The sequence below is a fragment of the Micromonospora sp. NPDC047521 genome (genome assembly GCF_055587305.1).
The window spans coordinates 309,460-332,142 of record NZ_JBVJGN010000002.1 but is presented as its reverse complement, the minus strand read 5'-3'; the positions used below and the strand labels follow the sequence as shown (position 1 = coordinate 332,142).

General features: G+C 71.3%; 22 protein-coding genes. 12 read left to right on the top strand and 10 right to left on the bottom strand.

Annotation, left to right across the window (positions count from 1 at the left end):
- Position 1: 1 nt before the first annotated feature.
- From ACZ6N8_RS05450 to ACZ6N8_RS05440, 3 genes are read right to left on the bottom strand one after another with little or no spacing between them, the layout of a single operon-like run.
- Entirely contained in the window at positions 2-661 is a 660-nt protein-coding gene (locus ACZ6N8_RS05450) for an SAF domain-containing protein (RefSeq protein ID WP_466007758.1), read from the bottom strand.
- Entirely contained in the window at positions 658-1,599 is a 942-nt protein-coding gene (locus ACZ6N8_RS05445; RefSeq protein ID WP_466007756.1) for a hypothetical protein, read from the bottom strand. The genes ACZ6N8_RS05450 and ACZ6N8_RS05445 overlap by 4 nt, the downstream gene beginning before the upstream one ends.
- On the bottom strand, positions 1,593-2,054 hold the full coding sequence (locus ACZ6N8_RS05440; protein WP_466008310.1) for a hypothetical protein: 462 nt from the start codon (positions 2,052-2,054) through the stop codon (positions 1,593-1,595). The genes ACZ6N8_RS05445 and ACZ6N8_RS05440 overlap by 7 nt, the downstream gene beginning before the upstream one ends.
- Before the next feature lie 809 nt (positions 2,055-2,863).
- On the opposite strand from ACZ6N8_RS05440, the gene ACZ6N8_RS05435 reads away from it, so the two are divergent.
- The gene (locus tag ACZ6N8_RS05435) at positions 2,864-3,574 is read left to right on the top strand and encodes a prepilin peptidase (protein ID WP_466007754.1); all 711 of its coding nucleotides are present in this window, start codon (positions 2,864-2,866) and stop codon (positions 3,572-3,574) included.
- A gap of 16 nt (positions 3,575-3,590) precedes the next feature.
- Here ACZ6N8_RS05435 and ACZ6N8_RS05430 read toward each other — a convergent pair whose 3' ends face one another.
- Complete coding sequence (locus tag ACZ6N8_RS05430) at positions 3,591-4,220, bottom strand: phosphatase PAP2 family protein (RefSeq protein WP_466007752.1); 630 nt, start codon at positions 4,218-4,220, stop codon at positions 3,591-3,593.
- 215 nt (positions 4,221-4,435) lie between these two features.
- On the opposite strand from ACZ6N8_RS05430, the gene ACZ6N8_RS05425 reads away from it, so the two are divergent.
- Positions 4,436-6,790 carry a glycoside hydrolase family 65 protein gene (locus tag ACZ6N8_RS05425; protein ID WP_466008308.1) on the top strand — a complete coding sequence of 785 codons (2,355 nt, stop codon included), beginning with the start codon at positions 4,436-4,438 and terminating at the stop codon, positions 6,788-6,790.
- 17 nt (positions 6,791-6,807) lie between these two features.
- Here the strand turns inward: ACZ6N8_RS05425 and ACZ6N8_RS05420 are convergent, their stop codons facing one another.
- Positions 6,808-7,272, bottom strand: coding sequence for a hypothetical protein (locus ACZ6N8_RS05420; protein WP_466007751.1), 465 nt, complete (start codon positions 7,270-7,272; stop codon positions 6,808-6,810).
- 146 nt (positions 7,273-7,418) lie between these two features.
- Here ACZ6N8_RS05420 and ACZ6N8_RS05415 point away from each other — a divergent pair, with 146 nt between their 5' ends.
- From ACZ6N8_RS05415 to ACZ6N8_RS05400, 4 genes are all read left to right on the top strand, one after another.
- On the top strand, positions 7,419-8,207 hold the full coding sequence (locus tag ACZ6N8_RS05415; protein WP_466007749.1) for an SAM-dependent methyltransferase: 789 nt from the start codon (positions 7,419-7,421) through the stop codon (positions 8,205-8,207).
- A gap of 76 nt (positions 8,208-8,283) precedes the next feature.
- Entirely contained in the window at positions 8,284-9,444 is a 1,161-nt protein-coding gene (locus ACZ6N8_RS05410; protein ID WP_466007747.1) for a low temperature requirement protein A, read from the top strand.
- Between the two features lie 110 nt (positions 9,445-9,554).
- Positions 9,555-10,109, top strand: coding sequence for a hypothetical protein (locus ACZ6N8_RS05405; protein WP_466007745.1), 555 nt, complete (start codon positions 9,555-9,557; stop codon positions 10,107-10,109).
- A 93-nt stretch (positions 10,110-10,202) separates the two neighbouring features.
- On the top strand, positions 10,203-10,334 hold the full coding sequence (locus ACZ6N8_RS05400) for a hypothetical protein (RefSeq protein ID WP_466007743.1): 132 nt from the start codon (positions 10,203-10,205) through the stop codon (positions 10,332-10,334).
- Positions 10,335-10,350: 16 nt separating this feature from the next.
- On the opposite strand, the gene ACZ6N8_RS05395 is transcribed toward ACZ6N8_RS05400, so the two are convergent.
- Complete coding sequence (locus ACZ6N8_RS05395; protein WP_466007742.1) at positions 10,351-10,812, bottom strand: VOC family protein; 462 nt, start codon at positions 10,810-10,812, stop codon at positions 10,351-10,353.
- 107 nt (positions 10,813-10,919) lie between these two features.
- Here ACZ6N8_RS05395 and ACZ6N8_RS05390 point away from each other — a divergent pair, with 107 nt between their 5' ends.
- A complete protein-coding gene (locus ACZ6N8_RS05390; protein ID WP_466007740.1) occupies positions 10,920-11,879 on the top strand; it encodes a helix-turn-helix transcriptional regulator in 960 nt (319 codons plus the stop codon).
- Here ACZ6N8_RS05390 and ACZ6N8_RS05385 read toward each other — a convergent pair whose 3' ends face one another.
- The 4 genes from ACZ6N8_RS05385 to argS all read right to left on the bottom strand — a co-directional run bounded on the left by ACZ6N8_RS05385 (position 11,880) and on the right by argS (position 18,289).
- Complete coding sequence (locus ACZ6N8_RS05385) at positions 11,880-13,916, bottom strand: ABC transporter permease (protein ID WP_466007738.1); 2,037 nt, start codon at positions 13,914-13,916, stop codon at positions 11,880-11,882. It abuts the gene before it with no gap.
- A complete protein-coding gene (locus ACZ6N8_RS05380) occupies positions 13,913-15,343 on the bottom strand; it encodes an extracellular solute-binding protein (RefSeq protein WP_466007737.1) in 1,431 nt (476 codons plus the stop codon). The genes ACZ6N8_RS05385 and ACZ6N8_RS05380 overlap by 4 nt, the downstream gene beginning before the upstream one ends.
- 348 nt (positions 15,344-15,691) lie before the next feature.
- Complete coding sequence (locus tag ACZ6N8_RS05375; RefSeq protein WP_466007735.1) at positions 15,692-16,462, bottom strand: IclR family transcriptional regulator; 771 nt, start codon at positions 16,460-16,462, stop codon at positions 15,692-15,694.
- Positions 16,463-16,570: 108 nt separating this feature from the next.
- Positions 16,571-18,289, bottom strand: coding sequence for an arginine--tRNA ligase (gene argS / locus ACZ6N8_RS05370; protein WP_466007733.1), 1,719 nt, complete (start codon positions 18,287-18,289; stop codon positions 16,571-16,573).
- Between the two features lie 333 nt (positions 18,290-18,622).
- On the opposite strand from argS, the gene ACZ6N8_RS05365 reads away from it, so the two are divergent.
- From ACZ6N8_RS05365 to ACZ6N8_RS05345, 5 genes are read left to right on the top strand one after another with little or no spacing between them, the layout of a single operon-like run.
- Positions 18,623-19,174 carry an RNA polymerase sigma factor gene (locus tag ACZ6N8_RS05365; protein WP_466007731.1) on the top strand — a complete coding sequence of 184 codons (552 nt, stop codon included), beginning with the start codon at positions 18,623-18,625 and terminating at the stop codon, positions 19,172-19,174.
- Positions 19,171-19,977 (top strand): zf-HC2 domain-containing protein, encoded by an 807-nt coding sequence (locus tag ACZ6N8_RS05360; RefSeq protein ID WP_466007730.1) that lies wholly within the window; start codon positions 19,171-19,173, stop codon positions 19,975-19,977. The genes ACZ6N8_RS05365 and ACZ6N8_RS05360 overlap by 4 nt, the downstream gene beginning before the upstream one ends.
- Before the next feature lie 11 nt (positions 19,978-19,988).
- Complete coding sequence (locus ACZ6N8_RS05355; RefSeq protein WP_466007728.1) at positions 19,989-20,789, top strand: ATP-binding cassette domain-containing protein; 801 nt, start codon at positions 19,989-19,991, stop codon at positions 20,787-20,789.
- Complete coding sequence (locus ACZ6N8_RS05350) at positions 20,786-22,108, top strand: hypothetical protein (RefSeq protein WP_466007726.1); 1,323 nt, start codon at positions 20,786-20,788, stop codon at positions 22,106-22,108. The genes ACZ6N8_RS05355 and ACZ6N8_RS05350 overlap by 4 nt, the downstream gene beginning before the upstream one ends.
- Complete coding sequence (locus ACZ6N8_RS05345; RefSeq protein WP_466007725.1) at positions 22,105-22,677, top strand: hypothetical protein; 573 nt, start codon at positions 22,105-22,107, stop codon at positions 22,675-22,677. The genes ACZ6N8_RS05350 and ACZ6N8_RS05345 overlap by 4 nt, the downstream gene beginning before the upstream one ends.
- The last annotated feature ends 6 nt before the right edge of the window (positions 22,678-22,683 follow it).

The window sequence follows — 22,683 nt, the reverse complement described above, 5'->3', positions numbered from 1 at the left end:
CTCAGGCCGCCTCGGTCAGGACGACGGCGAGCCGCTTCTGTGCGGCGAGCGCCACCACAGCGGGCACGTCCCTGGTGGTGAGCGCCAGGTAGACGACCTGGTCGTCGTTGGCCTGGTTGACCACGTCGATCACGGTTGCCGAGAAGCGGGTGCCGGCGGCGGCCGACTCTCCGTTGGCGTTGCTGTCCGGGGTGCTGACCAGCAGGACCTTGTCCCCGGGGTGCAGTCTGCGGGCCGGCACCTGTGCGGTCTTCAGGCCCAGCGCGATCTGCTGCTGGCCGGGCCCGAGCAGCGGATCGTCGGTGATCTGCGCCAGCGTGAGCAGGGTGCCCGGCACCAGCGCCACGGCGGCGCGCCTGCCGACCACCTCGTCGAGCCGGCTGGCGGGTACCGGCCGCAGCCCCTGCCCTCCGGCGACCTGCACGGTGACCAGGTCGGCGGTGCCGATCTCCCGACCGACCTCCACCGGCCGCGCCACCGCCAGGTAGCTGCCAGTGGCGCGGACCGAGGTGACCGCGAACGCCGCACCCAACCCGCCCAGGGCGATCAGGAGTACGGCCAGACCCAGCAGCCCGGGGCGTACCCGGCGCTGCCGGACCACCTTGGGTGGGGTGACCGGCGCGTCGACCGATCCGGTCCCGTTGCGCGTCGCGAGGCTCATCTGGTGACCACCTGGAGTTCGTTGATCTGGATCGGAACGGTGCCGCTGGTCCGGGTCACCTGAATCTCGTCGTTCGCGCTTCCGTCGTCGGTCCACCAGCGCACCGTCCAGTGCGTCGTGGCGCCGACCCGGTACGTGCCGGCCTTCTGGTAGCCCTTGTCGAAGCCGCAGTCCGGGGAGGGCCTGCCGGCGTAACTGCCCTTGGCGTCGTACGGGGTGCCGGGACCGGTGCAGGTGACCGTGTCCTTCTTGTTGCCCATGTCCCAGACGATCCGGTCGACCTTCGCCTCGATGGAGACGGTCAGGCCACGGTCGGACGCGGACGCGCGCAACGGGCCGAAGTAGCTGGGGCTCGGGGTCGCCCACATCCACACCGGCAGACCGACCAGGCCGGGGCCGACGTCCTTGCGGGGCGCGACGCGCAGTCGGGCCGGCAGCAGCTTGATCGACGCCAGGGCGCGGCGGGCCAGCTCCTCCGGGTCGGGTGGCGCGCCGTACCCGGCCGGTGGACCGTCCCGCAGTTCCTCGCGCTGGCTGCCCTGGGCACCGCCGTTGCAGGTGAGCAGGTACCACTGCTTGCCCTCGGGAGTGTTTGCCGGCTGCGGCTCCTCGAGCTTGTAGTAGCAGCCGTCGCCGTTGTTGAACCAGCCCAGCACGGGGTGGTAGCAGGGGATCATCTTTCCGTCCCACTGGCAGACCCCGCCGCCTCCACCGCCGTCGTCGTTCCCGCCGCCGCCACCGTTGTCCCCACCGCCGCCGGGAGTGCCGGGTTCGTCGTCCCAGACGCTGCAGTCGGGCTGGTCGGGCGGGCAGCTGGCCCCCGGGTCGGCGCGTCGGGCGGCGGTGGCCGGCAGGGTGCCGCCGATCACCAGCAGCAGCGCGAGCCCGATCCCGGCGAGGGCCCGGCCGGGCGTACCCCCTCCTGCTCGGGTCAGCACGGCTGGTCCCGGTGGGTCGAGCCGGTGTTGATGAGCCAGCGGCCGTCCGGATAGCGGGTGGCGGTGGCCGTGGAGAGGTGTTTGCCGCCGCCGCTGCCCGGGACCACCCGCCTGTCCCTGGCGTAGACCAGCCGGTAGGCGCTCGTGTCCAGGCAGTCCTGGATGTCCACGGTGGCCGGGGTCGCGTCCAGGCTGACCGCCGTCACGGTCGGGTCGGACTTCACAGTCCCGGTACGCATGGCGCCGTGCTCCTTGGCCTCGTGAATGGACAACCGGACCCGGGTGAGAAGTGGATCAGCGAGGAAACGGGACAGTTCCGGCGCGCGCGGATCACTGCGTACGCTCGCCGTACGGGAAGCCGCGAGATAACCGGAGTACGCGGCCAGCGCGGCCTTTTCGGCGGCCTGCCGTTCGACATCGGGATCGGTTCGTTGCCCTTCCTGGGGGGCCGCCATCGGCTTTTCGGCGACTTCCCGTCCGCTGGCGCAGGCGGTGACAGGTACCGCCGCCACGACCGCCAGCAGGCAGATTGCCGCTCGTCTGAGCTGCCGTCCGCGCACCGTCGAGCCTCCTCGTGGTCGCCCGACGCGGTGACCGATCACCGGCGCAGGGCATGCGGAAGCGCGCCCGGATCAGCACATCCGGAGCCGTTCATTGCGCTTCTGCATTCACCGTTACGGATCTTCTACAAATGCAAGGTCCTGTGTCGTCCAGTTGTTGTAGTGAGGCTTGCGTCACACTCAAGGGGCGAGCATAAGCTGACGACCGCCGATGCAACAGAGGCAATTCAAGCGAACACGCTCCGTGATGTCAGGTGGTGGTGGCGGGTGTCCGTGCTGCATCCCGATCAATGGCCGAATGGGACGCCGTCGCCGATCGGGCGTCGCCGGGTCGGGTGGAGTCCCGCCGGCCCTTCCGCTGGTGGCGGGAGTGGGACATCGCGGCGTCATCCCGGCATCGCGCGGGCCCTCTCGGCCGGACGGCGAGTCCGGCGGGTCGTCCGGACCGCTGGCTCGGGCGCCGACCGCGGCGGCCTCCGGCGGCCCGGCGCGCAGGTCGCTTTCTGCGCCATCCGCTACACCGAAGCGATGGTTCAGTCACGATCCGTGTTCACGTTGGCGGGGAGCCACGAGCGAGCGGGGCGGCCGACGTGGCACTGACCGGCCCTCCGACGTCCGCTCCCGGGCAGCCGGCCCCGACCGGTCGGCGCGAGAGTCGCTCGCGACCGGCGCGGCGCGGCCCGGGTCACGACCGGCTCGCGGCCGTGCTCGCGATCGTGACGGTGAGCCCGTTGCTGCGGCTGGCGGCCCTGCGGTACGCCGTACCGTCGGGCACCGCCGACCGGGCCGGCTGCGACGCCTGCGGCGCGGCGATCGGCCTGACCCGGCCGTGGCCGGCGCTCGGCCCGGCCGGCCGGTGCGGCCGCTGCCGGGCGAGGGTCGGCCCGCCACCGGGCACCGTCGAGCTGGCCGCGCTCGGCGCTGTCGTGCTGCTGGTGCTGGTCGGGCCGCCGATCGGACCGCTCTCGGCGCTTGCCTGGTGGCTCGGCTGGACCATCCCGGCGGTCATCGTCGACCTGACCGTCCACCGTCTGCCGGACCGGCTCACAGTGCCGGCGGCCATCGGGACCTGGCTGCTGCTCGGCCTGGCCGCACTCGGCGACGCCGCCCCCGGTCCGTGGCTGCGTGCCGTCGCCGCCGGTACGGTGCTGGCGCTGCTCTTCGCCACCAGCACGCTGCTGCTCGGCCGCCGCGGCTTCGGGCTGGGCGACGCCAAGCTGGCGCTCAGCGTGGGGGCGCTGCTCGGCTGGTACGGCTGGCCGGTGCTGCTGCTCGGGATCCTGCTCGCGTTCGCCCTGTCCGCGCTGGTAAGTGTCGGACTGCTGGCCGCCCGACGGGCCCGCTGGAGCACCCATCTCCCGTTCGGCCCGTTCCTGCTGCTGGGCACGACGGCAGCCCTGCTCCTGACAACCTGACCCCGGCCTCCGGCGGTCAGGGGCGGGAGCGGCTCGCCAGCTTGGGGCTCGGGCGGGTGGCGCGGTCGGCGCGGCGGCGGAGCGCTTCAGCGCTCGGTCGGGCCAGCAGCGGGGTCAGCACCGCGGCGACCAGGGCACCGAGCAGCGCACCCGCGGCGACGTCGTGGGGGTAGTGCACACCCACGAAGACCCGGGAGAACGCGGCCAGCGCGGCCAGCGGCAGCGCGACCAGGCCGAGCCGGCGGGAGAGCAGCAGCGTGGTGATCGCCAGGGCGCCGGCGATGGTGGCGTGGTTGCTGGGGAACGACCAGTCTCCCGGGGGTGGGCAGGCACCAGCGATGATCGCCCGGCCGAGGTTCCGGCACGGCCGGTCCTCGTCCACCACGGTCTTGAGCCATTCACTGCCCGCGTACGCCAGGAGGGTCGGCAGCGGCGAGACCAGGGCGAGTGCGCGATCGCGGGGGCCGCCGGACAGGCGGCTCAGCGCGGCCACGACCAGCAGCGCGCCGAGGAGCAGGATCACCCCTTCGGTGGCGTGCCCCACGAACCACCGCAACGGGTCGGGGCTGCCGGCGGCGGCGTCGACGACGTCGCGGTACCACTCGGCACTGATCTCCGGAACGTCAGTGCTGCCGTTGTCGACCATGCATCACCTCACTCAATGTTCATACCCCGTTCACCCGGGGGACATCGTAGGAACGCGGCACAGGGCACCGCTGCGGACGAAGGTCAGGTCGGCCCCACGACCTTCGTCCAGCAACCACTCAGGCGTTCCTGCTTGGCTGGTCGGGGACGGCGGCATCACCAGGAGGCTTCGTGCACACCAGTTCGACGACAGGTCAACCATCTCTCGCCGCCGACATGGTGGGAGACGAGACCTGGCGGATCCGGCGTACGGTGGCGGACCTCGACCGGCTCGGCGAGACCGAGTCGATCTTCGCGCTGGGCAACGGGTGGGTCGGCTGGCGTGGTGTCCTCGACGAGGGCGCGCCGTGTGGGATGCCGGGCAGCTACGTCAACGGCTTCCACGAGCGGCGTGAGCTGAGCTACCCGGAGGAGGGGTACGCGTTTCCCCGGGCCAGCGACACGGTCGTCAGCGCGCCGAACGCCGCGCTGATCCGGCTCTGGGTCGACGACGAGCCGCTGGACCTGCGGACCGGGACGGTGCGCGGCCACGACCGGGTGCTCGACCTGCGGGCGGGTGTGCTGCGCCGGGAAACCGAGTGGGTCTCGCCGGCCGGGCGGCGGGTGCTCGTGCGCAGCACCCGGCTGGTGTCCCTGCCCCGCCGTCCGGTGGCCGCCGTCCGGTACGAGGTCGAGCCGCTGGACGCACCAGTCGAGCTGCGGGTCTGCTCGGACCTGCTGGCCAACGAGAGGGTGCCGGAGAGTTCCGACGACCCGCGTGCCGCCTCGACGCTCACCGATCCGCTGACCGGTGAGGCGTACCGCGCGGAGGGGCTCGACGGGGTGCTCGTGCACCGTACCGAGCGCAGCGGCCAGCGGGTCGCGGTGGCGGTCAGCCACCTGCTGGACGCGCCGGACACGGTGACCGTCAGCGGCGACGGCACCCCGGACCGGGTACGGGTGACGGTGGCGGGCCGGCTGCACCCGGGGGAGCGGCTGCGGTTGACGAAGTTCGCCGCGTACGAGTGCACGCCTGTCGACGGGACGCCCGTCGACGAGCTGGCCGACCTGGTCGTCGCCGAGGCGGACGCGGCCCGCGCGGACGGCTTCGACGCTCTGCTCGCCGACCAGCGTGCCGCCCTGGACGCCGCCTGGCAGGTCGCCGACGTGCAGCTCGACGGCGATCCGGAACTCCAGCAGGCGGTCCGGTTCGCGATGTTCCACCTGATCCAGGCGGGCCGCCCGGACGGGGACCGGACCATCTCGGCCAAGGGGTTGACAGGCAACGGCTACGACGGGCACGTGCTCTGGGACACCGAGACGTATGTCCTGCCGGTGCTCACCTATCTGGCCCCGGCGGTGGCCCGCTCGGCGCTGAGCTGGCGGCACGCCCACCTGCCGCAGGCCCGGGAGCGGGCCGCCGAGCTGCGGCTGACCGGCGCGACGTTCCCGTGGCGGACCATCGGCGGCCGGGAGTGCTCGGGCTACTGGCCGGCGGGTACCGCGGCGCTGCACGTCAACGCCGACATCGCCGACGCGGTGCTGCGCTACCTGGCGGCCACCGACGACGAGCGGTTCCTCGCCGAGGCGGGGCTGGAACTGCTCGTGGAGACCGCCCGGCTGTGGCACGGCTTCGGCCACTGGTCCGACTCGGGTGCCTTTCACCTGCACGGGGTGACCGGCCCGGACGAGTACGCCGCCCTGGTGGACGACAACCTGTTCACCAACCTGATGGCGCGGCGGAATCTGCGTGGCGCGGCGGACGCCGCCGAACGCCTACCCGAGCTGGCCGGCCGGCTCGGCGTGGGCCCCGACGAGGTGGCCGGCTGGCGGGCTGCCGCCGAGGCGATGTTCATCCCGTACGACAGTGAGCGCCGGGTGCACCAGCAGGCCGCCGGGTTCACCGAGCAGCCGGAGTGGGACTTCGCGGCCACCGACGAGGACGACTACCCGCTCCTGCTGCACTACCCGTACCTGGAGCTGTACCGCAAACAGGTGGTCAAGCAGGCCGACCTGGTGCTCGCCATGCAGCTCAACCCGGGTGAGTTCACTGCCGACGAGAAGGCCCGCAACCTGGCCTACTACGAGGCCCGGACCGTCCGCGACTCGTCCCTGTCGGCCGCGCCGCAGGCGGTGCTCGCCGCCGAGGTCGGGCACCTGGATCTGGCGTACGACCTGTTCGCCGAGTCGGTTCTCCAGGATCTGGAGGACCTGGGCGACAAGACCGCCGACGGCCTGCACCTGGCGTCGCTGGCCGGTGCCTGGCTGGCGCTGGTGCAGGGCTTCGGTGGGATGCGCGACGACCGTGGGGTGCTCTCCTTCGACCCCCGGCTGCCCGGGCGGCTCGACCGGCTGGCGTTCAGCCTGCGCTGGCGCGGCGACCGGCTGCGGGTCACGTTGACTCCGACCGAGGCCCGCTACGAGCTGCCCGACGCCACCGGAAACGTCGAGGTCGAGCTGTGGCACCACGGCGAGTCGGTGGTGGTGACAGGCGCCGCGCCGGTCACCCGCCCGATGCCGCAGGTGCCGGACCCCGGCCCCGAGCCGCCCTCCCCGCCCGGTCGGCGCCCCACCCGCCGTTCGTCCGACTGAGGTCACCCGGCGCCCGCTCAGGCGGGCGCCGGGCCACCCGCCATCCGCTCGCGGACGGCCTCCAGCGCCTCGAAGGCGTACGCCCAGTTGTGGCACTTGAAGCTGCGCAGCCCGTCGATGGCGATGTGACAGTCGGAGCAGCGCACCCCGGCGATGGCATCGGGGACCTCGGTGTTGACGTACTTGCGTTCGCCCAGGATGACCGTCGCGATCATGGCTTTGTCGTGCAGGCCGGAGAGCGCCGACGAGACGATGTCGTACCAGGTGATCCGCCTGCCGCACTTGGGGCAGTCCGGTTCGTCGCCGCTGACCCAGAGCGGGGCGCCGATGCTGCGCGGCGGCATGCCGAGCAGCTTCTCCAACCGCCGGACGTCCGACTCGGGGGTGGTCCACCGGTGCCGGCCGGGCAGCGAACCGGGCGAGTCGTACACGGCACGGAACAGGTCGTTGTCGACAGGCACTGTCTCCCGTTGAGCTGTCATCGGCGTCCCTCCTCGTTGAGTGGGTGCCCCCACCGTGGTCTGCGATGACCATGGGTGCAGCCGGATCAACGACACGAGGGGGCGGCGGGTCGTCGCCCCGGGTGCTAGACATCGAGATCCGACCGCGCCGTCGAAGGGACCCCCTCGTGACCGACCAGCCGGCAGCCGACGCCACCGCCCGACCCAACGTCGCCCGGATGTACGACTACTTCCTCGGCGGCAGCCACAACTTCGCCGCCGACCGGGCCGCCGCCGAACGGGTGCTGGAGATCTTCCCGGAGACCGGGGTGGCCGCCCAGACCAACCGGCACTTCCTGCGCCGGGCCGTCCGGTACGCCGCCGCGCAGGGCGTACGCCAGTTCCTGGACATCGGCGCCGGCCTGCCCACCCAGGGCACCGTGCACGAGGTGGTGCGTACGGTGGCGCCGGGCGCGCGGGTCGTCTACGTCGACTACGACGAGGTGGCCGTCACGTACGCCCGGGAGTTGTTGACGGACGTGCCCGGAACGGCAGTCGTCCAGGGTGACCTGCGGCGGCCCGACGACCTGCTCGCGCACCCGGACGTGCGGGGCACGCTCGACCTGGACCGGCCGGTGGCGGTGCTGCTCCTCGCGGTGCTGCACTTCGTGCCGGACGCCGACGACCCGTGGGCGGCTGTCGCCCGGCTGCGCGACTGCACGGCGCCGGGCAGTCACCTGGTGCTGTCGCACCTGACGTTGGACGGCATCCCGGCGGAGTTGGCCGAGCGCGGGCAGGCCATCTACCGCAACAGCAGCGCGCCGTTGGTGCCGCGCACGCACGCCGAGACGGTGCGCTTCTTCACCGGGTACGACCTGGTCGAACCGGGCCTCGTGGAGACCACCAGGTGGCGGCCGGACGGGGAACCGGAACTGATCGACTCGCACGGCTACGCGGGGGTCGGCGTCCGCCGCTGATCCTCTTTCGCCTCGGGCGGCCTCCTTCGGGTGGTACGACGGACGCCTGGCGTGCGTGCCACCGGGAGGAGCGCCGATGGCGAGCAAGCCCGAGCGGCTGCTGCGGGGAAGCGGTGCGCCGCTGAGCGCCTCGTTCCTGGAGCTCTTCTTCGACCTGGCGTTCGTGCTCGCCCTCAGTCAGTTGGCCCAGCACCTGCTGCACGACCTCACGCTTGTCGGCACTCTGCGTACCGCCCTGCTGCTGACCGGGGTCTGGTGGATCTGGGTGACCACCACCTGGTTCGCCGACTGGTACGACCCGGAGAGCCCGGCGGTGCGCGGGTTGCTGATCGCCGCCGCGCTGGCCAGTCTGCTGGCCGGGGTGGCGATCCCGCAGGCGCTCGAGGAGCGGGGAGTGCTGTTCGCCAGCGCGTACGTCGTGCTGCACGTCGGCCGCAGCATCGTCACCGCCGTCGCGCTGCGTGGGCATCCACGGCAGCGCCGAGCGTTGCGGATCATGACCTGGTACAGCCTGTCCGGGGTGCCGTGGCTGGCCGGCGCGTTCCTGCCGGACTGGCGGGTGCCGCTCTGGGTGCTCGCACTCGCCATCGATGTGACCGGCCCACGATTCGGTTGGCCGACGCCCCGCCTGGGTCGCGCCGCGTCTGAGGAACTGCACCTCGCCGGCGAGCACTTCGCGGAGCGGCACCAGCAGATCATGATCATCGCGCTCGGTGAACTCGTCCTGGTCGCTGGCCTCTCGTACGCCGGCACGAGCCTGCACCTGCCGGAGACCGCAGCCTTCCTGCTGGTCTTCGCCACCGCCGTGCTGATCGGACTGCTCTACGTGACGCCCGCCGGCCAGCGCCTGGCCCCGGCCATCGAGCACGCCGACCCGGCTCGGCTGGGCGTCATCACCGGATATCTGCACCTGGTGATGGTCGCCGGCCTGGTGGTCACCGCGGTCGGGGCGGAACTGAGCATCGCCCACCCCACCGAGACCGGCGACACGGCGGCTGTCCTGGCCATCCTGGGCGGGCCGGCGCTGTTCCTCATCGGGCGGATCCTGTTCTCGGTGGCGATCCACAGGCGGATCTCGTGGCCCCGGGTGGCCGCCCTGTTCGTGCTGTCCGGTGCGGCGGTCGCCCTGCGGCCGCCACTGGTGGCGGTCACCGCCGTCGCCACAGGTGTGGTGCTCATGGTGGTCGTCCTGGATCAGGCCGGCGTCATGCGCTACCGCCAGCAACGACCGGGATGAAGGGGGCGGATCAGACGGTCAGGGGGTGAAATCGCTGTTCGGGCTGCGTTTCGCCCGGAGTGCTACCTTGGGTGGTTCACCCCACAAAAGGTAGGAGCGCGACTTTCCCGATGGACGTTATCGCGGTGGTGGCGTCGGCCCTCTCCGCCGTGGTGGCACTCATTGCCGCCCGGTTCGCACTACAGAACGCCAAGGGCGCCCTGCGCAGCGCCGAGATCGCCGGAAAGGGTCTACAGCGGCAGAATGTTGCCCACCTGTTCCAGGGGTTCGCGGTGGCCAACGAAGCGACCCTGGAACATCCAGAACTCCTGTACGAGGTGCACGGGCTGGATCGTTCGGTGAGCCTTGATGAGGCCCGGAGCATCGCCTATCTGAGTGTTCTCCTCGACGCTTTCCAGGGCTTCTACGACGACCTGTACGACGGAGACTTCGCGCGGATGGCGACGGAGATGAAGCGCACGTCGACGTTCCTGAACAAGGTCCTCGCGGTCCCGGCCAACCGTGACCGTTGGCGCGTCGCCCAGGAGCTGTACTACGGCGACTTCGACAGGTCCTTCATCGACGCCGTGAACGACCTCCTGGATTTCGAGCAGGCCCGAGCCGCGGCCGCATCGGCTGTCGTTGCGGCGCCCACGCCCCGCGCCGGCGAGCACGGAGTTCACTGACACATTTCCCTGACTAAAGGTCAGGTATATGGACTCCGCGCTCGCCGGGGTGCTGCTGCTCGCCACCCTCAACGCCGGGGCGGCGCCACAGCCGTGCGACTGGACGCCAACCGCGCCCTCACCGAGGCGATCGCCCTGTACCGGGCGACCGGTTACCGGGAGATCGAGGCGTACAACACCGAGCGTTACGCCCACCACTGGTTCGAGAAGCACCTCGTGCCGTGAGGCGTGCCGCCGACGTTCAGCCGGCCCGGGTGGCGTTGACCTGGAGGATCCAGGTGACACCGAAGCGGTCGGTGAGCATCCCGAAGCCGGTGGAGAACTGCGACGGCGCGTACGCCTCGATGATCTCGGCGCCGTCCGCGAGCCCGTCCCACAGCGCCTCGATCTCCTCGGCGGTGTCGCCGCCGACCGCGACGAAGAACCGCTCGCCGGTGACCGTCATGCCGTCGACGCGGGTGGTGGCGGTCGGCGCCATCGGGGACGGTGACTGGCCGGGTGCGTCGTACGCCATGATGCGGAAACCGTTCTCGGAGGTGACCTGGCCGAAGACGACCTTGTCGGCGTCGGGGAGTTCCTTCGGCATTCCGAAGTCTCCGTACGCGACGACCGTCAGGTCGCCGCCGAACACCGACTGGTAGAACTCGAGCGCCCGCCGTGCGTCGCCGCGGAAGTTCAGGTGGGTCGTGGTGGTGATCGCCATGTCAGGTCTCCGTCATTCGAGGGGCGGCCGGTGCTGTCCGGCGCGAGACCAAGATTCGCAGGGGTGGGTGCCAGGGTGTGGCACCTACTCCGGGGAGAATCGGATCCATGCCGAAGACGTCCGCCCGACTGCTGGCCCTGCTGTCGTTGTTGCAGGCCCGGCGGGACTGGCCCGGCACGCTGCTGGCCGACCGACTCGACATCAGCCTGCGGACCGTCCGCCGCGACATCGACAGGTTGCGCGAGCTCGGCTATCCGATCGTGGCGGTCAAGGGCCCGGACGGCGGCTACCGGCTCGGCGCCGGCACCGAACTACCACCGCTGCTGTTCGACGACGAGCAGGCCGTCGCCCTGACCGTCGCCCTCCAGGTGGCGGCCACCACCTCCGGTGGCCTCGCCGACGCCGCGGCCCGGGCGCTGAACACAGTCCATCAGGTCATGCCCACCCGGCTCCGTAACCGCGTCGAAGCCCTGCACGTCACGAGCGTCGAGCGGCCGAACGCCCGACCGGCCGCACCGGTCGACAGTGAACTGCTGCTCGCACTCGGCGCGGCGGTCCACGCCCACGAGGTCCTGCGCTTCGGCTACGGCTCCGCCGACGGGCCCGCGCGCCGCGCCGAACCGCATCACGTCGTCACCTGGGACGGACGTTGGTACCTCATCGCCTGGGATCTCGACCGCGCCGACTGGCGGACCTTCCGCGTCGACCGGATGACCCTGCGTACCCCCAACGGACCCCGCTTCGTCCCCCGCGAACTCCCCGGCACGGACGTCGCCAGCTACCTCGTCGGCACGTTCCGGGGCGCGGGTGCCGGGGGCGGGTGGCCCTGCCGGGGCACGGTGATCCTCGATCTGCCCGCCGCCACGGTCGCCCTCTACACCCGCGACGGCATCATCGAGGAGGCCGGCCCCGGCCGTTGCCGGCTCACCCTCGGCTCCTGGTCCTGGCCCAGCCTCGCGGCCACGCTCGCCCGGTACGACGCCGACATCGACGTCGTCGGTCCCAGCGAGCTGACCGACGCCTTCGCGCACCTCGGCCGCCGATTCAGCAGGGCCGTGGCAAGCTGATCATCCCTTCACCGCGCCTGCGGTGAGGCCTTCGGTCAGGAAGCGCTGACCGAGGGCGTACATGATGACCACGGGGATGCTGACGAGCAGCGACGCCGCGGCGAGCTGGCCCTGCGGTACGACGTCACCGGCGATCATCGACTGCATCCCGACGGGGAGCGTCTTGTACTCGTCCTTCGTGATGAACACGAAGGCGAAGAGGAACTCGTTCCAGGCGTTGGTCAACGTGAAGAGGGCGACCGCCAGCAGCCCCGGCTTGGCCAGTGGCAGCACCACCCGCCCGAACGCCTGGAGACGGGTGCAGCCGTCGACGAGCGCGGCCTCCTCCAGCTCGACGGGGATCGACGAGAAGTAGCCCACAAGCAGCCAGGTGGCGAAGGGGAGCGTGAAGGTCGGGTACGTCACCACCAGAGACCACAGCGAGTCGGTGAGTCGTGCGCCGATGAGCATCTGGTACAGCGGGATGAACAGCAGTGCGCCAGGCATCACGTAGGTGAGCAGCACGGTGACGGTGAAGCCCTGTGCCCCGCGGAACCGCAGCCGGGCCAGCGCGTAGCCCGCGAGGGCGGCGCAGACGAGCGCCACGGCTGTGGACGCGGCGGACACCAGGATGGTGTTGAGGTACCAGCGGCCGAAGGGCTGGTTGGCGAACAGCGCGCTGAACTGCTCCATGGTCCACGGGGTCGGCCACAGGTCGTCGGTGCGCATGACGACCTGGCCCTCGGACTTGAAGGCCGTGACGGCGATCCAGTACAGCGGGCCCAGCACGAAGAAGAGCAAGCCGGCCAGCGCGACCCAGGACCCCAGGCCCGACACCACTGACGACGACCGGCGACCGCCCCGGGAGTTCAGGGCCGAGACCACCCGGCCGACCGCCGCCGCGACCAGCAGGATCACCCCGAGGACGACGGCCGCCTTCCAGAAGATGTGGGGCGACGCCCAGAACAGCAGACCGGTGACCACAGCGGTGATGACCCACGGCAGCGCTCTGCGCGCCGTCGGGGCCCACCGCGTTCCGACCCACCGCGCCGCTCGGCGTGCCCGGGGCAGTCTCGCCCCCGAATCCTGGCGCAGCAGCCGGACCAGGACGAACACCAGCCCGCCGATGACCGGCAGCATGACGAGAGTGACCGCCGCGCCGGCGCCGTACTGCAACTGCAGAATCGCCTTCGAGTACGCGACGAGCACGTACGGCGCGGTCACGTCGCCCGGGCCGCCCTGCGTGAGCAACCAGACGAGGTCGAAGTTGTTGAACGTCCAGATCGACGACAGGGTCACCGTCACGGTGATCACGTGGCGGAGGCCGGGCAGTGTCACGTTCGCGAACCGCTGCCAGGACGAGGCGCCGTCGATGGTCGCCGCCTCGTAGAGGTCCGTCGGGATGGCCTTCAACCCGGCGAGGAAACACACGGTGAAGAACGGCACGCCCTTCCAGACGTTCACGAGGATCACCGACGGCATGGCCAGCTCCGGGTCGGACAGCCAGCCCGCCGGCCAACTGTCCACCAGGTGCAGGTCGACAAGCAGCGGGCCGATCCCGGTGGAGGTGAGCAGGGTGTTGACGCTGCCGAAGATCGGGTCGAGAAGCGCGCGCCAGCTGAACGCCGTCACCACCGTCGGCACCACCCACGGCACCAGCAGCAGACCCGCCAGCACCGCCCGCCCGCGGCGCCGGTGGTGCAGCAGCAGGGCCGCGGCCAGCCCGAGCACCACCTTGAAGATCTCGGCGTACGCGGTGAAGACGAACGAGTTCACCACGCCCGTGTGGAACTGGTCGTCGCCGACGAGGGCGAGGTAGTTGTCCGCGCCGACGAACACGGACTCCTGCCCGTGCCGTTCGGTGGTGCTGGTGATGATCGACCGGGCGATCGGCACGAGAACGAGACCGCCGACAAGCACGGCCATCGGCGCCAGGAACAGCGCGGCCAGCCGCCAGTCACGACCCAGTCGCCGCTGGGTGGCAGTGAGGGAGCCGGGCCCCGACGGCGGCGTCTTCCTCGCCGCCGTCGGGACCCGCGCGGGACGGACCGAGCTCACTGCGGCAGCCCCTGCTGGTTGAAGATCTGCACCATCTTGGTGTGGGCCGCCTTCACTGCCTGCGCGGGCGCGGTGCCCTGCACGACCTGCTGCATCATGTCGGTGAGCACGTACGCGGAGCCGACGGCCTGCTGCCCGGCGCTGGCCTTCTGCGGGAAGGTCAGGCCGTTCTTCGTGTTCAGCGGCAGTTGAAGTTCGGTGATCTTACGCAGCATGGGGAACGCCGGGTCGCCGCTCGTGAAGAACGGGTCGGCGTCCCAGACCTTCGACCAGGCGGGCATCACCAGGCCGGGTGCCTCCTTCGCCACTCCGAGCAGTGCGGGCGCGCTGACCAGGTACTGCGCCAGGAGCTTGGCGAGCGCCGGGTTCTTCGCGCCCTTGAAGACGACGAAGCCCTGCGACTGGCCGAGCAGCAGGGGATTGTTGGTCGCCGGTCCGATGCAGTCGGAGAAGACGTGGGTGTTCTCGTGCACCGGGTTCTTCTTGGTCCGGGAGTCCGCGTAGACGCTGAACTGGTTGCGGGTGTAGCCCAGGATCCCGGCGAGCCAGTTCTCGTTGTTGCTGGTGTCGGTCCAGCTCGCGATCCCCGGCGGCAGCATCCGCTTGTACTTGGAATTCGTGTAGATGTCGCCCAGGAAGGTCACCGCCTGCACCGTCTCCGGCGAGTCGAAGGTGACCTTCCGGCCGTCGTTGGAGGCGATCGACCCGCCGTACGCGTTGATCAGCGCCTCGATCATGCCGTTGCCGTCACCGGACCGGTTCACGGTCATGCCCCAGCCGAACCGGCGCTTGGCCGGATCGGAGATCTCCAGGCAGACGTCCCGCAGCTCCTCCCAGCTGTAGATGTCCTTGGGGGTGATGCCCTTGTCCTTCATCCAGTCCTTGCGCAGGAACGACCCGATCCCGATGAAGTGGTACGGGATCGCGAACCACTTGCCGTCGAAGACGCAGAAGTTCTTGGCCTCGGCGCAGGGCTCGCCGTACTTGGCGGTCAGCGCCTGGACGACGTCCGTCACGTCCTCCAGGTCGCCGAGTGCCTGGAACTGCGCGACGAAGCGGGAGTCGGTCATGAATGCCAGGTCACGGGCCACCCCGCCCTTGACCTCGGCGTCGATCTTGGCCACCACGTCACCCGCGTCGGCCTGGACGAGGCTGTTCTCGATCTTCGTGCCGGTGGTGTCGGCGAACTTCTTGATCGAGCTGTCGAGGGCGTCGTTCGCCGCCGTCGAGTACAGCTTCTGCGACAGCATCCCCATCGAGGAGCCCTTCATCGCCGCGGCAGCGTCGATCAGCTCCTGCGGGACTTCCGCCTGCACCCTGGTCGGCGATTCGGATTCGCCTCCACACGCGGCCAGACCGGCCGCGCCGAGGACTCCCACGCCCATCCCCAGCACGCCGCGCCGAGACCACCCCGACTTGTCCTTCATGGACACCCGCCTCCTTCATCTGCCCGCGCACGGCTGCACGCCGAAGGCGTACCTGGCGATCGCCGCGATTGTCGTGTTCCAGTTGTCTCGCTTGGGCGGCGACCAGACGAGGTCGCCCGTTGAGATCAGTTCGCCCGTGGGTTGCCACAGCGCGACGCGGTGGGGGCGATCGACGACCGGGCCGAAACAGTGGCGCTGACGTTCCAGTTGGGTCGGGTCACGGGACCACCGCCGTTCGAAATTTCGAACTAGGTTCGATATACCGGACTGAGTGGTCGCGACGCTAGAGCACCCGCGCGAGGGGTGTCAATGTTTCGATGTTATTTCGAGCCGAAAACGCTAGTCCAGCTATCGAGGCTGGGCCCGGTAGCCCATCCGGGCGGACAGCGCGGCAGCGCCCTCGCGAACCAGCCCGGTCCACTCCACCTGCGCCTGCGGCGTCCAGCGGATGATCGGCGCGGACAGGCTCATCCCGGCGATGATGGCGCCGGAATGGTCCCGGACGGCCGCCGCCACGCAACGCATGGCGCTGTCGGACTCGCCGATGTCCATCGCGACGTCCTCCGCGCGGACACGTTCGAGATGCTCGCGGAGACGGTCCGGGTCGGTGATGCTGTCCGGCGTCATGCCCGGCAGGGGATCCTTCAGCAGCACGGCGTCAAGGTCCGCCTTACTGAGACCCGACAGCAGGATCTTGCCGACCGCCGTGCAGTGGGCCGGCAGCCGCAGCCCGACCCCGGACACCATCCGGACCGGGTGGGTGCTGTCGAACTTGACGAGGTAGATGACATCGGCGCCGTCGAGCACCGCCACATGAACTGCCTCGTCACACTTGGCAGCCACGTCCCGCGCGACGCCCTGCGCCTCGCGTACCAGATCAAGCCGACCCGCGAACGCCGCGCCCAACTGGAACAGCGGCATGCCGAGCCGGTACTGCACCGGCTGGCCCGGCACGGAGATCAGGTACGAGCGCGCCTCGAGCGTGACCAGCAGCTCGTGGACTGTGGTGCGCGGCAGGTCGAGCCGCTCCATCACCTGCCGGGCCGACAGTTGGGGACAGTCCAGGAACAGTTCGAGGACGTCGAGCGCGCGGATGACCGCCGGTACCACACGGGGCATGTCGAAAGTCCCTTCGCAGTGCCGGACCCGTGTCAATGATCTCCACACGGACCAGCACCTGAAGAGGATAACTACGTCAGCCGTCGGCGCCAGGCTGCGGACTTCCGATCACATGCGTTCGGGGGTCCGGATGCCGAGCAGGTGCAGCCCTTGCCGGAGCACCCGGGCGGTCAGGTCGCAGAGCACCAGCCGGCTGTCCCGGACCGGCTCGTCGGCCCGCAGCACCGGACACCGCTCGTAGAACGCGCTGAACGCCGCGGCCAGCCGGTACAGGTAGCCGGCGAGGTGGTGGAACTCCAGGTTCTCCGCCACCTCGCCGACCACCCGGCCGAAGCCGACAAGCTCGAAGGCGAGCGCCCGCTCCGCCGGCTCGGCCAGCGAGACGGCCGCGTCCGGCCGGGCCGCCACGCCGGCCCGCCGGAAGATGGACCGGATCCGGGAGTACGCGTACTGGAGGTAGGGCGCCGTGTTGCCGTCCAGGGACAGCATCCGTTCCCAGTCGAGCACGTAGTCCCGGTGCCGGTCACTTGACAGGTCGGCGTACTTGACCGCGCCGATGCCTACCGCCCGGCCCACCTCGGCCGCCTCCGCCTCGCCCAGCTCCGGGTTCCGCTCCCGGGCCAGCGCGGTCGCCCGGGAGATGGCCTCCTCCAGCAGGCCGACCAGCTTCACCGACCCGCCGGCCCGGCTGCGCAGCATCCGCCCGTCCGCCCCGAGGATCGAGCCGAATCCGACATGCTCGGCCCGGGCCGGCGGGGACAGCCAGCCGGCCTGCGCGGCGACGGCGTACACCATCTCGAAGTGCCGCCGTTGCGGCAGCCCGACCACGTAGAGCAGCCGCGTCGCGCCGAGCGTTCCGGTGCGGTGCCGGATCGCCGCCAGGTCGGTCGCCGGGTAGCCGTACCCGCCGTCGGACTTGCGCACGATCAACGGCAGCGGCTCGCCGTCCCGCCCCACCGAGCCGGGTGGGAACACACAGGATGCGCCGTCGCTCTCCCGCAGCAGACCGAGCCGACCCAGGTCGTCGACCACCGGGGCGAGCAGGTCGTTGTAGCTGCTCTCGCCGTAGAAGTCCCGCTCGGTGAGGGTGACGTCGAGCCTGTCGTACACGGTCATGAAGTACCGCTCGGACTGCTCCACCAGCAGCCGCCACAGCCGCAGCGTCACCTCGTCGCCGCCCTGCAGGGCCACCACCCGCCGCCGGGACCGCTCGCGGAACGCCTCGTCGGCGTCGAACTTGACCCGGGCCGCCTTGTAGAACGAATCCAGGTCACCGACGGACAGCTCCTGCGCGGCCTCCACCTCACCCAGGTCGACCAGGTGCTCGATCAGCATCCCGAACGGGGTGCCCCAGTCGCCCAGGTGGTTGGCCCGCAGCACCCGGTGCCCCAGCCACTCCAGCAGCCGGGCCGCCGCGTCGCCGATGACCGTCGAGCGCAGGTGGCCGACGTGCATCTCCTTCGCCACGTTCGGCGCCGAGTAGTCGATGACCACGGTCTCCGGCTCGGCGGCGACGGACACACCCAGCCGGGGGTCGGCGGCGAGCGCGGACACCAGCCCGGCCAGGGCCGCGTCGGCGACTGTCAGGTTGAGAAAGCCCGGCCCGGACACCTCCGCCGTGCTGCACAGGTCGGAAAGATCGGCGTACTCAAGCACCTCGGCGGCGATGTCACGCGGCGGCCGGCCGAGCCGCCGGGCCAGCGCGAGCGCCGCGTCGGACTGGAAGTCCGCGCGCCCGGACCGCCGCACGACAGGGTTCACCGGTACGCCGGCCACCGTCGCGAACGCCGGAGCCAGCCGGTCGGTAAGCAGCTTTTCCAGATCCATGGGTACGCCGATCTCGCTCGGATCCGCCGCTCGCGGATCACCGGAAGGGGATGCGGGCGGACCGAGGACGATCGGTGATGACCGGCGGCTCGATCCGCCGGTCGCAGGTGAGGGATGCTCAGCGCGGGCGGTCGCAGGACCGCCGGCGTCGCAGCGCGCCGAACAGGACGTCGGGGGACGCCGTCGGGAACGCGTACGAGCTGGACATGGCGTCAACCTAACCAGCCGACCCGGGGCCGCGCAACGCTGTTGACGTCCGACACGGACGGCGATGGTGACGGCGGTCACACCGATGCGAGACCCGATCACGAGGAGGCCGTCGTCTTACCCGATGTGAGACGAAGTCTGGACGCGGCCGACGAGCAGGAACTCGTCCGCCGGGTGGCCCGCGGTGACCGGCGGGCGTTCGACGAGCTCTACCGGCGTACCGCACCCTGGCTGGAGGTGCGGCTGCGACGTCGGTGCGCCGACGCGGACGTGGTCGCCGACGTCCTCCAGGAGACCTACCTGACGGTCTGGCGGGCGGCCGGCAGCTTCGCCGGTGACCAGGTCAGCGGCAGCGCCGTCGGCTGGTTGTGGACCATCGCCGCGCACCGCCTGGTCGACGCGTTCCGGCGCCGCTCCCGGCAGGCCCGGGTGCCGCAGGTTCACCAGGTCGAGACGGTCGTACCCGCCGCCGAGGACGAGGTGCTGGCCGGCCGGGTCGGGCAGGAACTCGAACAGGCCCTCGCCGTGCTGCCTCCCGAGGTCCGCGCGGTGCTGCGCGCCACAGTCCTCGACGGCTTCACCGTCCGCGAGACGTCCGTGCTGCTGGGCGTACCCGAGAACACCGTCAAGTCCCGGATCCGCCGCGCCCGGATCGTCCTGCGGGAGGCCCTGTCATGACCACGCACCCCACCCTGAACGACATCGACCGCTACGCCGACGGCGATCCCGGCCTCGACGAGGCGACCGTCTGGTCGATCGAGGTGCACCTGGAGAGCTGCGCGGACTGCCGCGCCCGCCTGGCCGGCAGCACCACCGCCGAGTCGCGCGCCCTGGTCGCCGAGGTCGCGGCGGCCGTCGACCGTGGGATCGCCGCCGGGCCCGCCCCACGATCCAGGAGCCTCTTCCGTACGCCGGTGCGCCAGCGCTGGATCGTGGCGGCGCTGCTGCCGTGGGTCGCCATGACCGCAGGGGTGCTCGGCACCGCGGCAGTGCTCACCTACTTCCTGTCCGAGTTGCCGTCGATCGTGCTGCTGCTCGCACCCCTGGCACCGCTGCCGGGGATCGCGGCGGCCTGGAGCAGACGCGGCGACCCGGCCTGGGAGCTGATCGTCGGCACCCCCTCGGCCGGCCTGACGATGCTGCTGCGCCGTACCGCGGTGGTGCTCGTCCTCGTCATCCCGGTGCTCGCCGCGTTCGCCGTCCTCGGCGACAGCCGGGCGGACCCCGCGCTGATGCTGCTGCCGTGTCTGGCCTTCACCGCCGCGACGCTGCTGCTCGGCTCCCTCGTCGGCGTCCACCGCGCGGCGATCGGCCTGATGGCGGCCTGGGCCGCCACAGTGGTCGCGCCCAGCCTGGCCACCGCCGACCTTCCGGTGCTCCTCCAGCCGTCAGCCATCGGCGGATGGGCAGTCGTCACTGTCGTGCTGGCCGCCCTGACCCTCCTGCGCGCCAACAGTTTCCGGCGCCTCACCTCGTTCTGAAGGGAACCACGATGCGAGCGGTGAGTACAGCCGAGACGGCCACCACCATCCACCCCTGGGCCATCCACGCGGAGGCGCTGAAGGTACGGGCCGGCCGCCACCTGGCCGTCGACGGGCTCGACCTGAGCCTGGGCACGGGCGTGCACGGCCTGCTGGGGCGCAACGGCGCGGGCAAGACGACGTTGATGCGTGCCATCGCCACGGTGCTCAAGCCGGCCGGAGGCCGGCTCACCCTGCTCGGCAGTTCGGTCGACGGCCGCGCCGACCTGCGCCAGGCCCGGCGCGCGCTGGGCTACCTGCCGCAGCACTTCGGCTACTACCCGCGGTTCACGGTGCGCGAGTTCGTGTCGTACATGGCCTGGTTGAAGGAGATGCCGAAGCGCGACATCCCGGCGGCCACCCAGCGCGCGATCGACCGGGTGGGGCTCAGCGCCAAGGCCGACGCCAAGCTCCGGACACTCTCCGGCGGGATGCTGCGCCGGGCCGGCGTCGCCCAGGCCATCGTCAACGACCCGCAGGTCCTGCTGCTGGACGAGCCGACCGTCGGCCTCGACCCCGAGCAGCGCCTCGACCTGCGCGAGCTGCTGCGCGACCTGGGTACGGACGCCTGCGTGCTGGTCTCCACCCACCTCGTCGAGGACGTGGTCGCCGCCTGCACCGAGGTCGTGCTGATCAACGAGGGTCGGCTGGTGTGGCAGGGCACACCCGCCGCGCTGGCCGAGCAGGGCGACGAACGCCACCCGGGCGACAGCCCCGCCGAACGCGGCTACTCGGCCCTGCTCCGCCGCCACCTCGCGGAGGCCGCCCGATGAGCGTCCTCGGGATCGAACTGCGGCGCTCCGCAGCGGCCGGCGCCGCCCTGATCGCGTTGACTGTCGGCGTCGCCGCCCTCTACACCGCCCCGGGCCGCTGGTCGGAGGGCTGGATGGCCCTCGCGCTGACCGTGAAGGAGTACATGATCCTGCTGTGGCCGATCGCCCTGGCCGCCGGAGCATGGCAGGGCCGCCGCGAGCACCGGGCCAAGGTCGGTGAGCTGTTCGCCACCACACCCCGGTCCCGAGCCCGCCGGATGGCGCCGGTCCTCGTCGCGATGGGAGCCTCGCTCGGGCTCGCCTTCCTGCTCGTGATGGGCGCGGCCGGCCTGCGGATCGTCTCGACCGCCGCCTACTTTCCGCCGAGCTTCGTCGCCATCACGCTTGTCGGCGCGTTCTCCCTGGTGGCGGCGGCGTGGCTCGGCCTGGGCATCGGACGACTGCTGCCCGCTCTGGTGACCGCACCCGTGCTCGCCGTGGCCGGTGTGCTGCTTGTCTTCTTCACCGCGATCATGCGACCGGACTGGATGAGCGCGATCCTGTCCCCGGCGTACGGCAGCACACCGTTCTACCCGTTCCAGACAATCGACCCGCGGGTCACCGCAGTGCTCGCCATCTTCATGGGCGGGCTCGCGCTGACCGGCGTACTCCTGCTCGTTGCCCGAGGCCCACGGACGTCGGTGGCCGCCGCGCTGCCGGTGCTGCTCGGCTTCGGCGTCGCGGCGGTGATCGTCCCCCGCGACGAGGCCAGCCTCATCGCACCGATCGACCCCGTGGCCCGGGAACTCGTCTGCACCGACGACGCGCCGAAGGTCTGCGTCACACGCGTCCACGCGAACGTGCTGGACGCGCTGACCCCGCTCGCCCGCCGGGGCCTGTCCGTCCTCGCGAAGATGCCGGACGCCCCCACCCAGGTACACGAGGACACGCGGGCCTACATCACCGGGGACGTGCCCGCCCGCGACCCCGACGTCGTCACGATCACCGTCCGGATCGACGACCACGGCGGCCTGGCCCACCCCGACGCCGTGGTCCCCGAGATGGTCTTCGGCCTGGGCGCCGGCTACGGCGACCCGGAATGCGAACGCGACGGCGCCGTCGAACGGGCAGCCGCCTACCACCTGCTCGGCCGCGAGCCGGTCTCCGACGTCGGCGTGATCCCCGAGATGATCGAGGAGGAACCGCAGCTCAACGCCGAGGCGGTCGCCCTGTGGCAGGGCCTGCAGAAGCTACCCGCACCGGAGGCGCTGACCCGCGTGACTGCGGTACGCGACGCGATCCTGGCCTGCCAGGACCCCACCGGACTGCTGTCGAAATGACCCTGCACCTGCGCGCGCGACGCGTACCCCTGGCACTTGCCGCATCCGTCGGCGCCGCAGCCCTGATCTGGGCGCTGTGGCTGACCCTCTCCACCGAGCGCGACGCCATCCTCCTGCTCGTCGTACTGACTGTCATGCTGATGGTGGCGGTCCTGTCGACCACGCTTGCCGCCCCCGACGAAGACCTGGAACGCACTGCCGCACTGCACTGGCCGTGGCGGCGAGCCCTCCATCTGCTGGCCGCGCTGGCGCTCGTACTCGTCGTGCTGCTCGCCACCCAACCCACAGGCGCCCGGTTCGGCCCTGTCGCGTTGGTGATCCGCGACTCCGCCGGCCTGCTGGGCCTCACCGCCCTCTGCGCGACGGTCGCCGGCGCGGCCCGCGCCTGGTTCGTCCCCATGGGCTGGGCTGTCGTCGCCGCCCTGTTCCCCCAGCCGGGCACGTGGGGGGCGCTCGCCACCTGGGCGGGCCAACCCCACACCAGCCGGCCCGCAGCCGTGGTCGCGGCCGTCCTGGCGGTGGCGGGCCTTGTGGCGTACGCCCTCCTCGGATCCGCCCGACGCGAGTGACGGTGG

Coding starts and splice junctions, on each gene's coding strand:
- ACZ6N8_RS05375 (WP_466007735.1), bottom strand. CDS start 16,462: ATGCCCCGTGTGGTACCGGCGGTCATCCGCGCGCTCGACGTCCTCGAA.
- ACZ6N8_RS05350 (WP_466007726.1), top strand. CDS start 20,786: ATGAGCGTCCTCGGGATCGAACTGCGGCGCTCCGCAGCGGCCGGCGCC.
- ACZ6N8_RS05430 (WP_466007752.1), bottom strand. CDS start 4,220: ATGGTCGACAACGGCAGCACTGACGTTCCGGAGATCAGTGCCGAGTGG.
- ACZ6N8_RS05360 (WP_466007730.1), top strand. CDS start 19,171: ATGACCACGCACCCCACCCTGAACGACATCGACCGCTACGCCGACGGC.
- ACZ6N8_RS05345 (WP_466007725.1), top strand. CDS start 22,105: ATGACCCTGCACCTGCGCGCGCGACGCGTACCCCTGGCACTTGCCGCA.
- ACZ6N8_RS05425 (WP_466008308.1), top strand. CDS start 4,436: ATGGTGGGAGACGAGACCTGGCGGATCCGGCGTACGGTGGCGGACCTC.
- ACZ6N8_RS05405 (WP_466007745.1), top strand. CDS start 9,555: ATGGACGTTATCGCGGTGGTGGCGTCGGCCCTCTCCGCCGTGGTGGCA.
- ACZ6N8_RS05440 (WP_466008310.1), bottom strand. CDS start 2,054: ATGGCGGCCCCCCAGGAAGGGCAACGAACCGATCCCGATGTCGAACGG.
- ACZ6N8_RS05355 (WP_466007728.1), top strand. CDS start 19,989: ATGCGAGCGGTGAGTACAGCCGAGACGGCCACCACCATCCACCCCTGG.
- ACZ6N8_RS05395 (WP_466007742.1), bottom strand. CDS start 10,812: ATGGCGATCACCACCACGACCCACCTGAACTTCCGCGGCGACGCACGG.
- ACZ6N8_RS05390 (WP_466007740.1), top strand. CDS start 10,920: ATGCCGAAGACGTCCGCCCGACTGCTGGCCCTGCTGTCGTTGTTGCAG.
- argS (WP_466007733.1), bottom strand. CDS start 18,289: ATGGATCTGGAAAAGCTGCTTACCGACCGGCTGGCTCCGGCGTTCGCG.
- ACZ6N8_RS05450 (WP_466007758.1), bottom strand. CDS start 661: ATGAGCCTCGCGACGCGCAACGGGACCGGATCGGTCGACGCGCCGGTC.
- ACZ6N8_RS05420 (WP_466007751.1), bottom strand. CDS start 7,272: ATGACAGCTCAACGGGAGACAGTGCCTGTCGACAACGACCTGTTCCGT.
- ACZ6N8_RS05380 (WP_466007737.1), bottom strand. CDS start 15,343: ATGAAGGACAAGTCGGGGTGGTCTCGGCGCGGCGTGCTGGGGATGGGC.
- ACZ6N8_RS05410 (WP_466007747.1), top strand. CDS start 8,284: ATGGCGAGCAAGCCCGAGCGGCTGCTGCGGGGAAGCGGTGCGCCGCTG.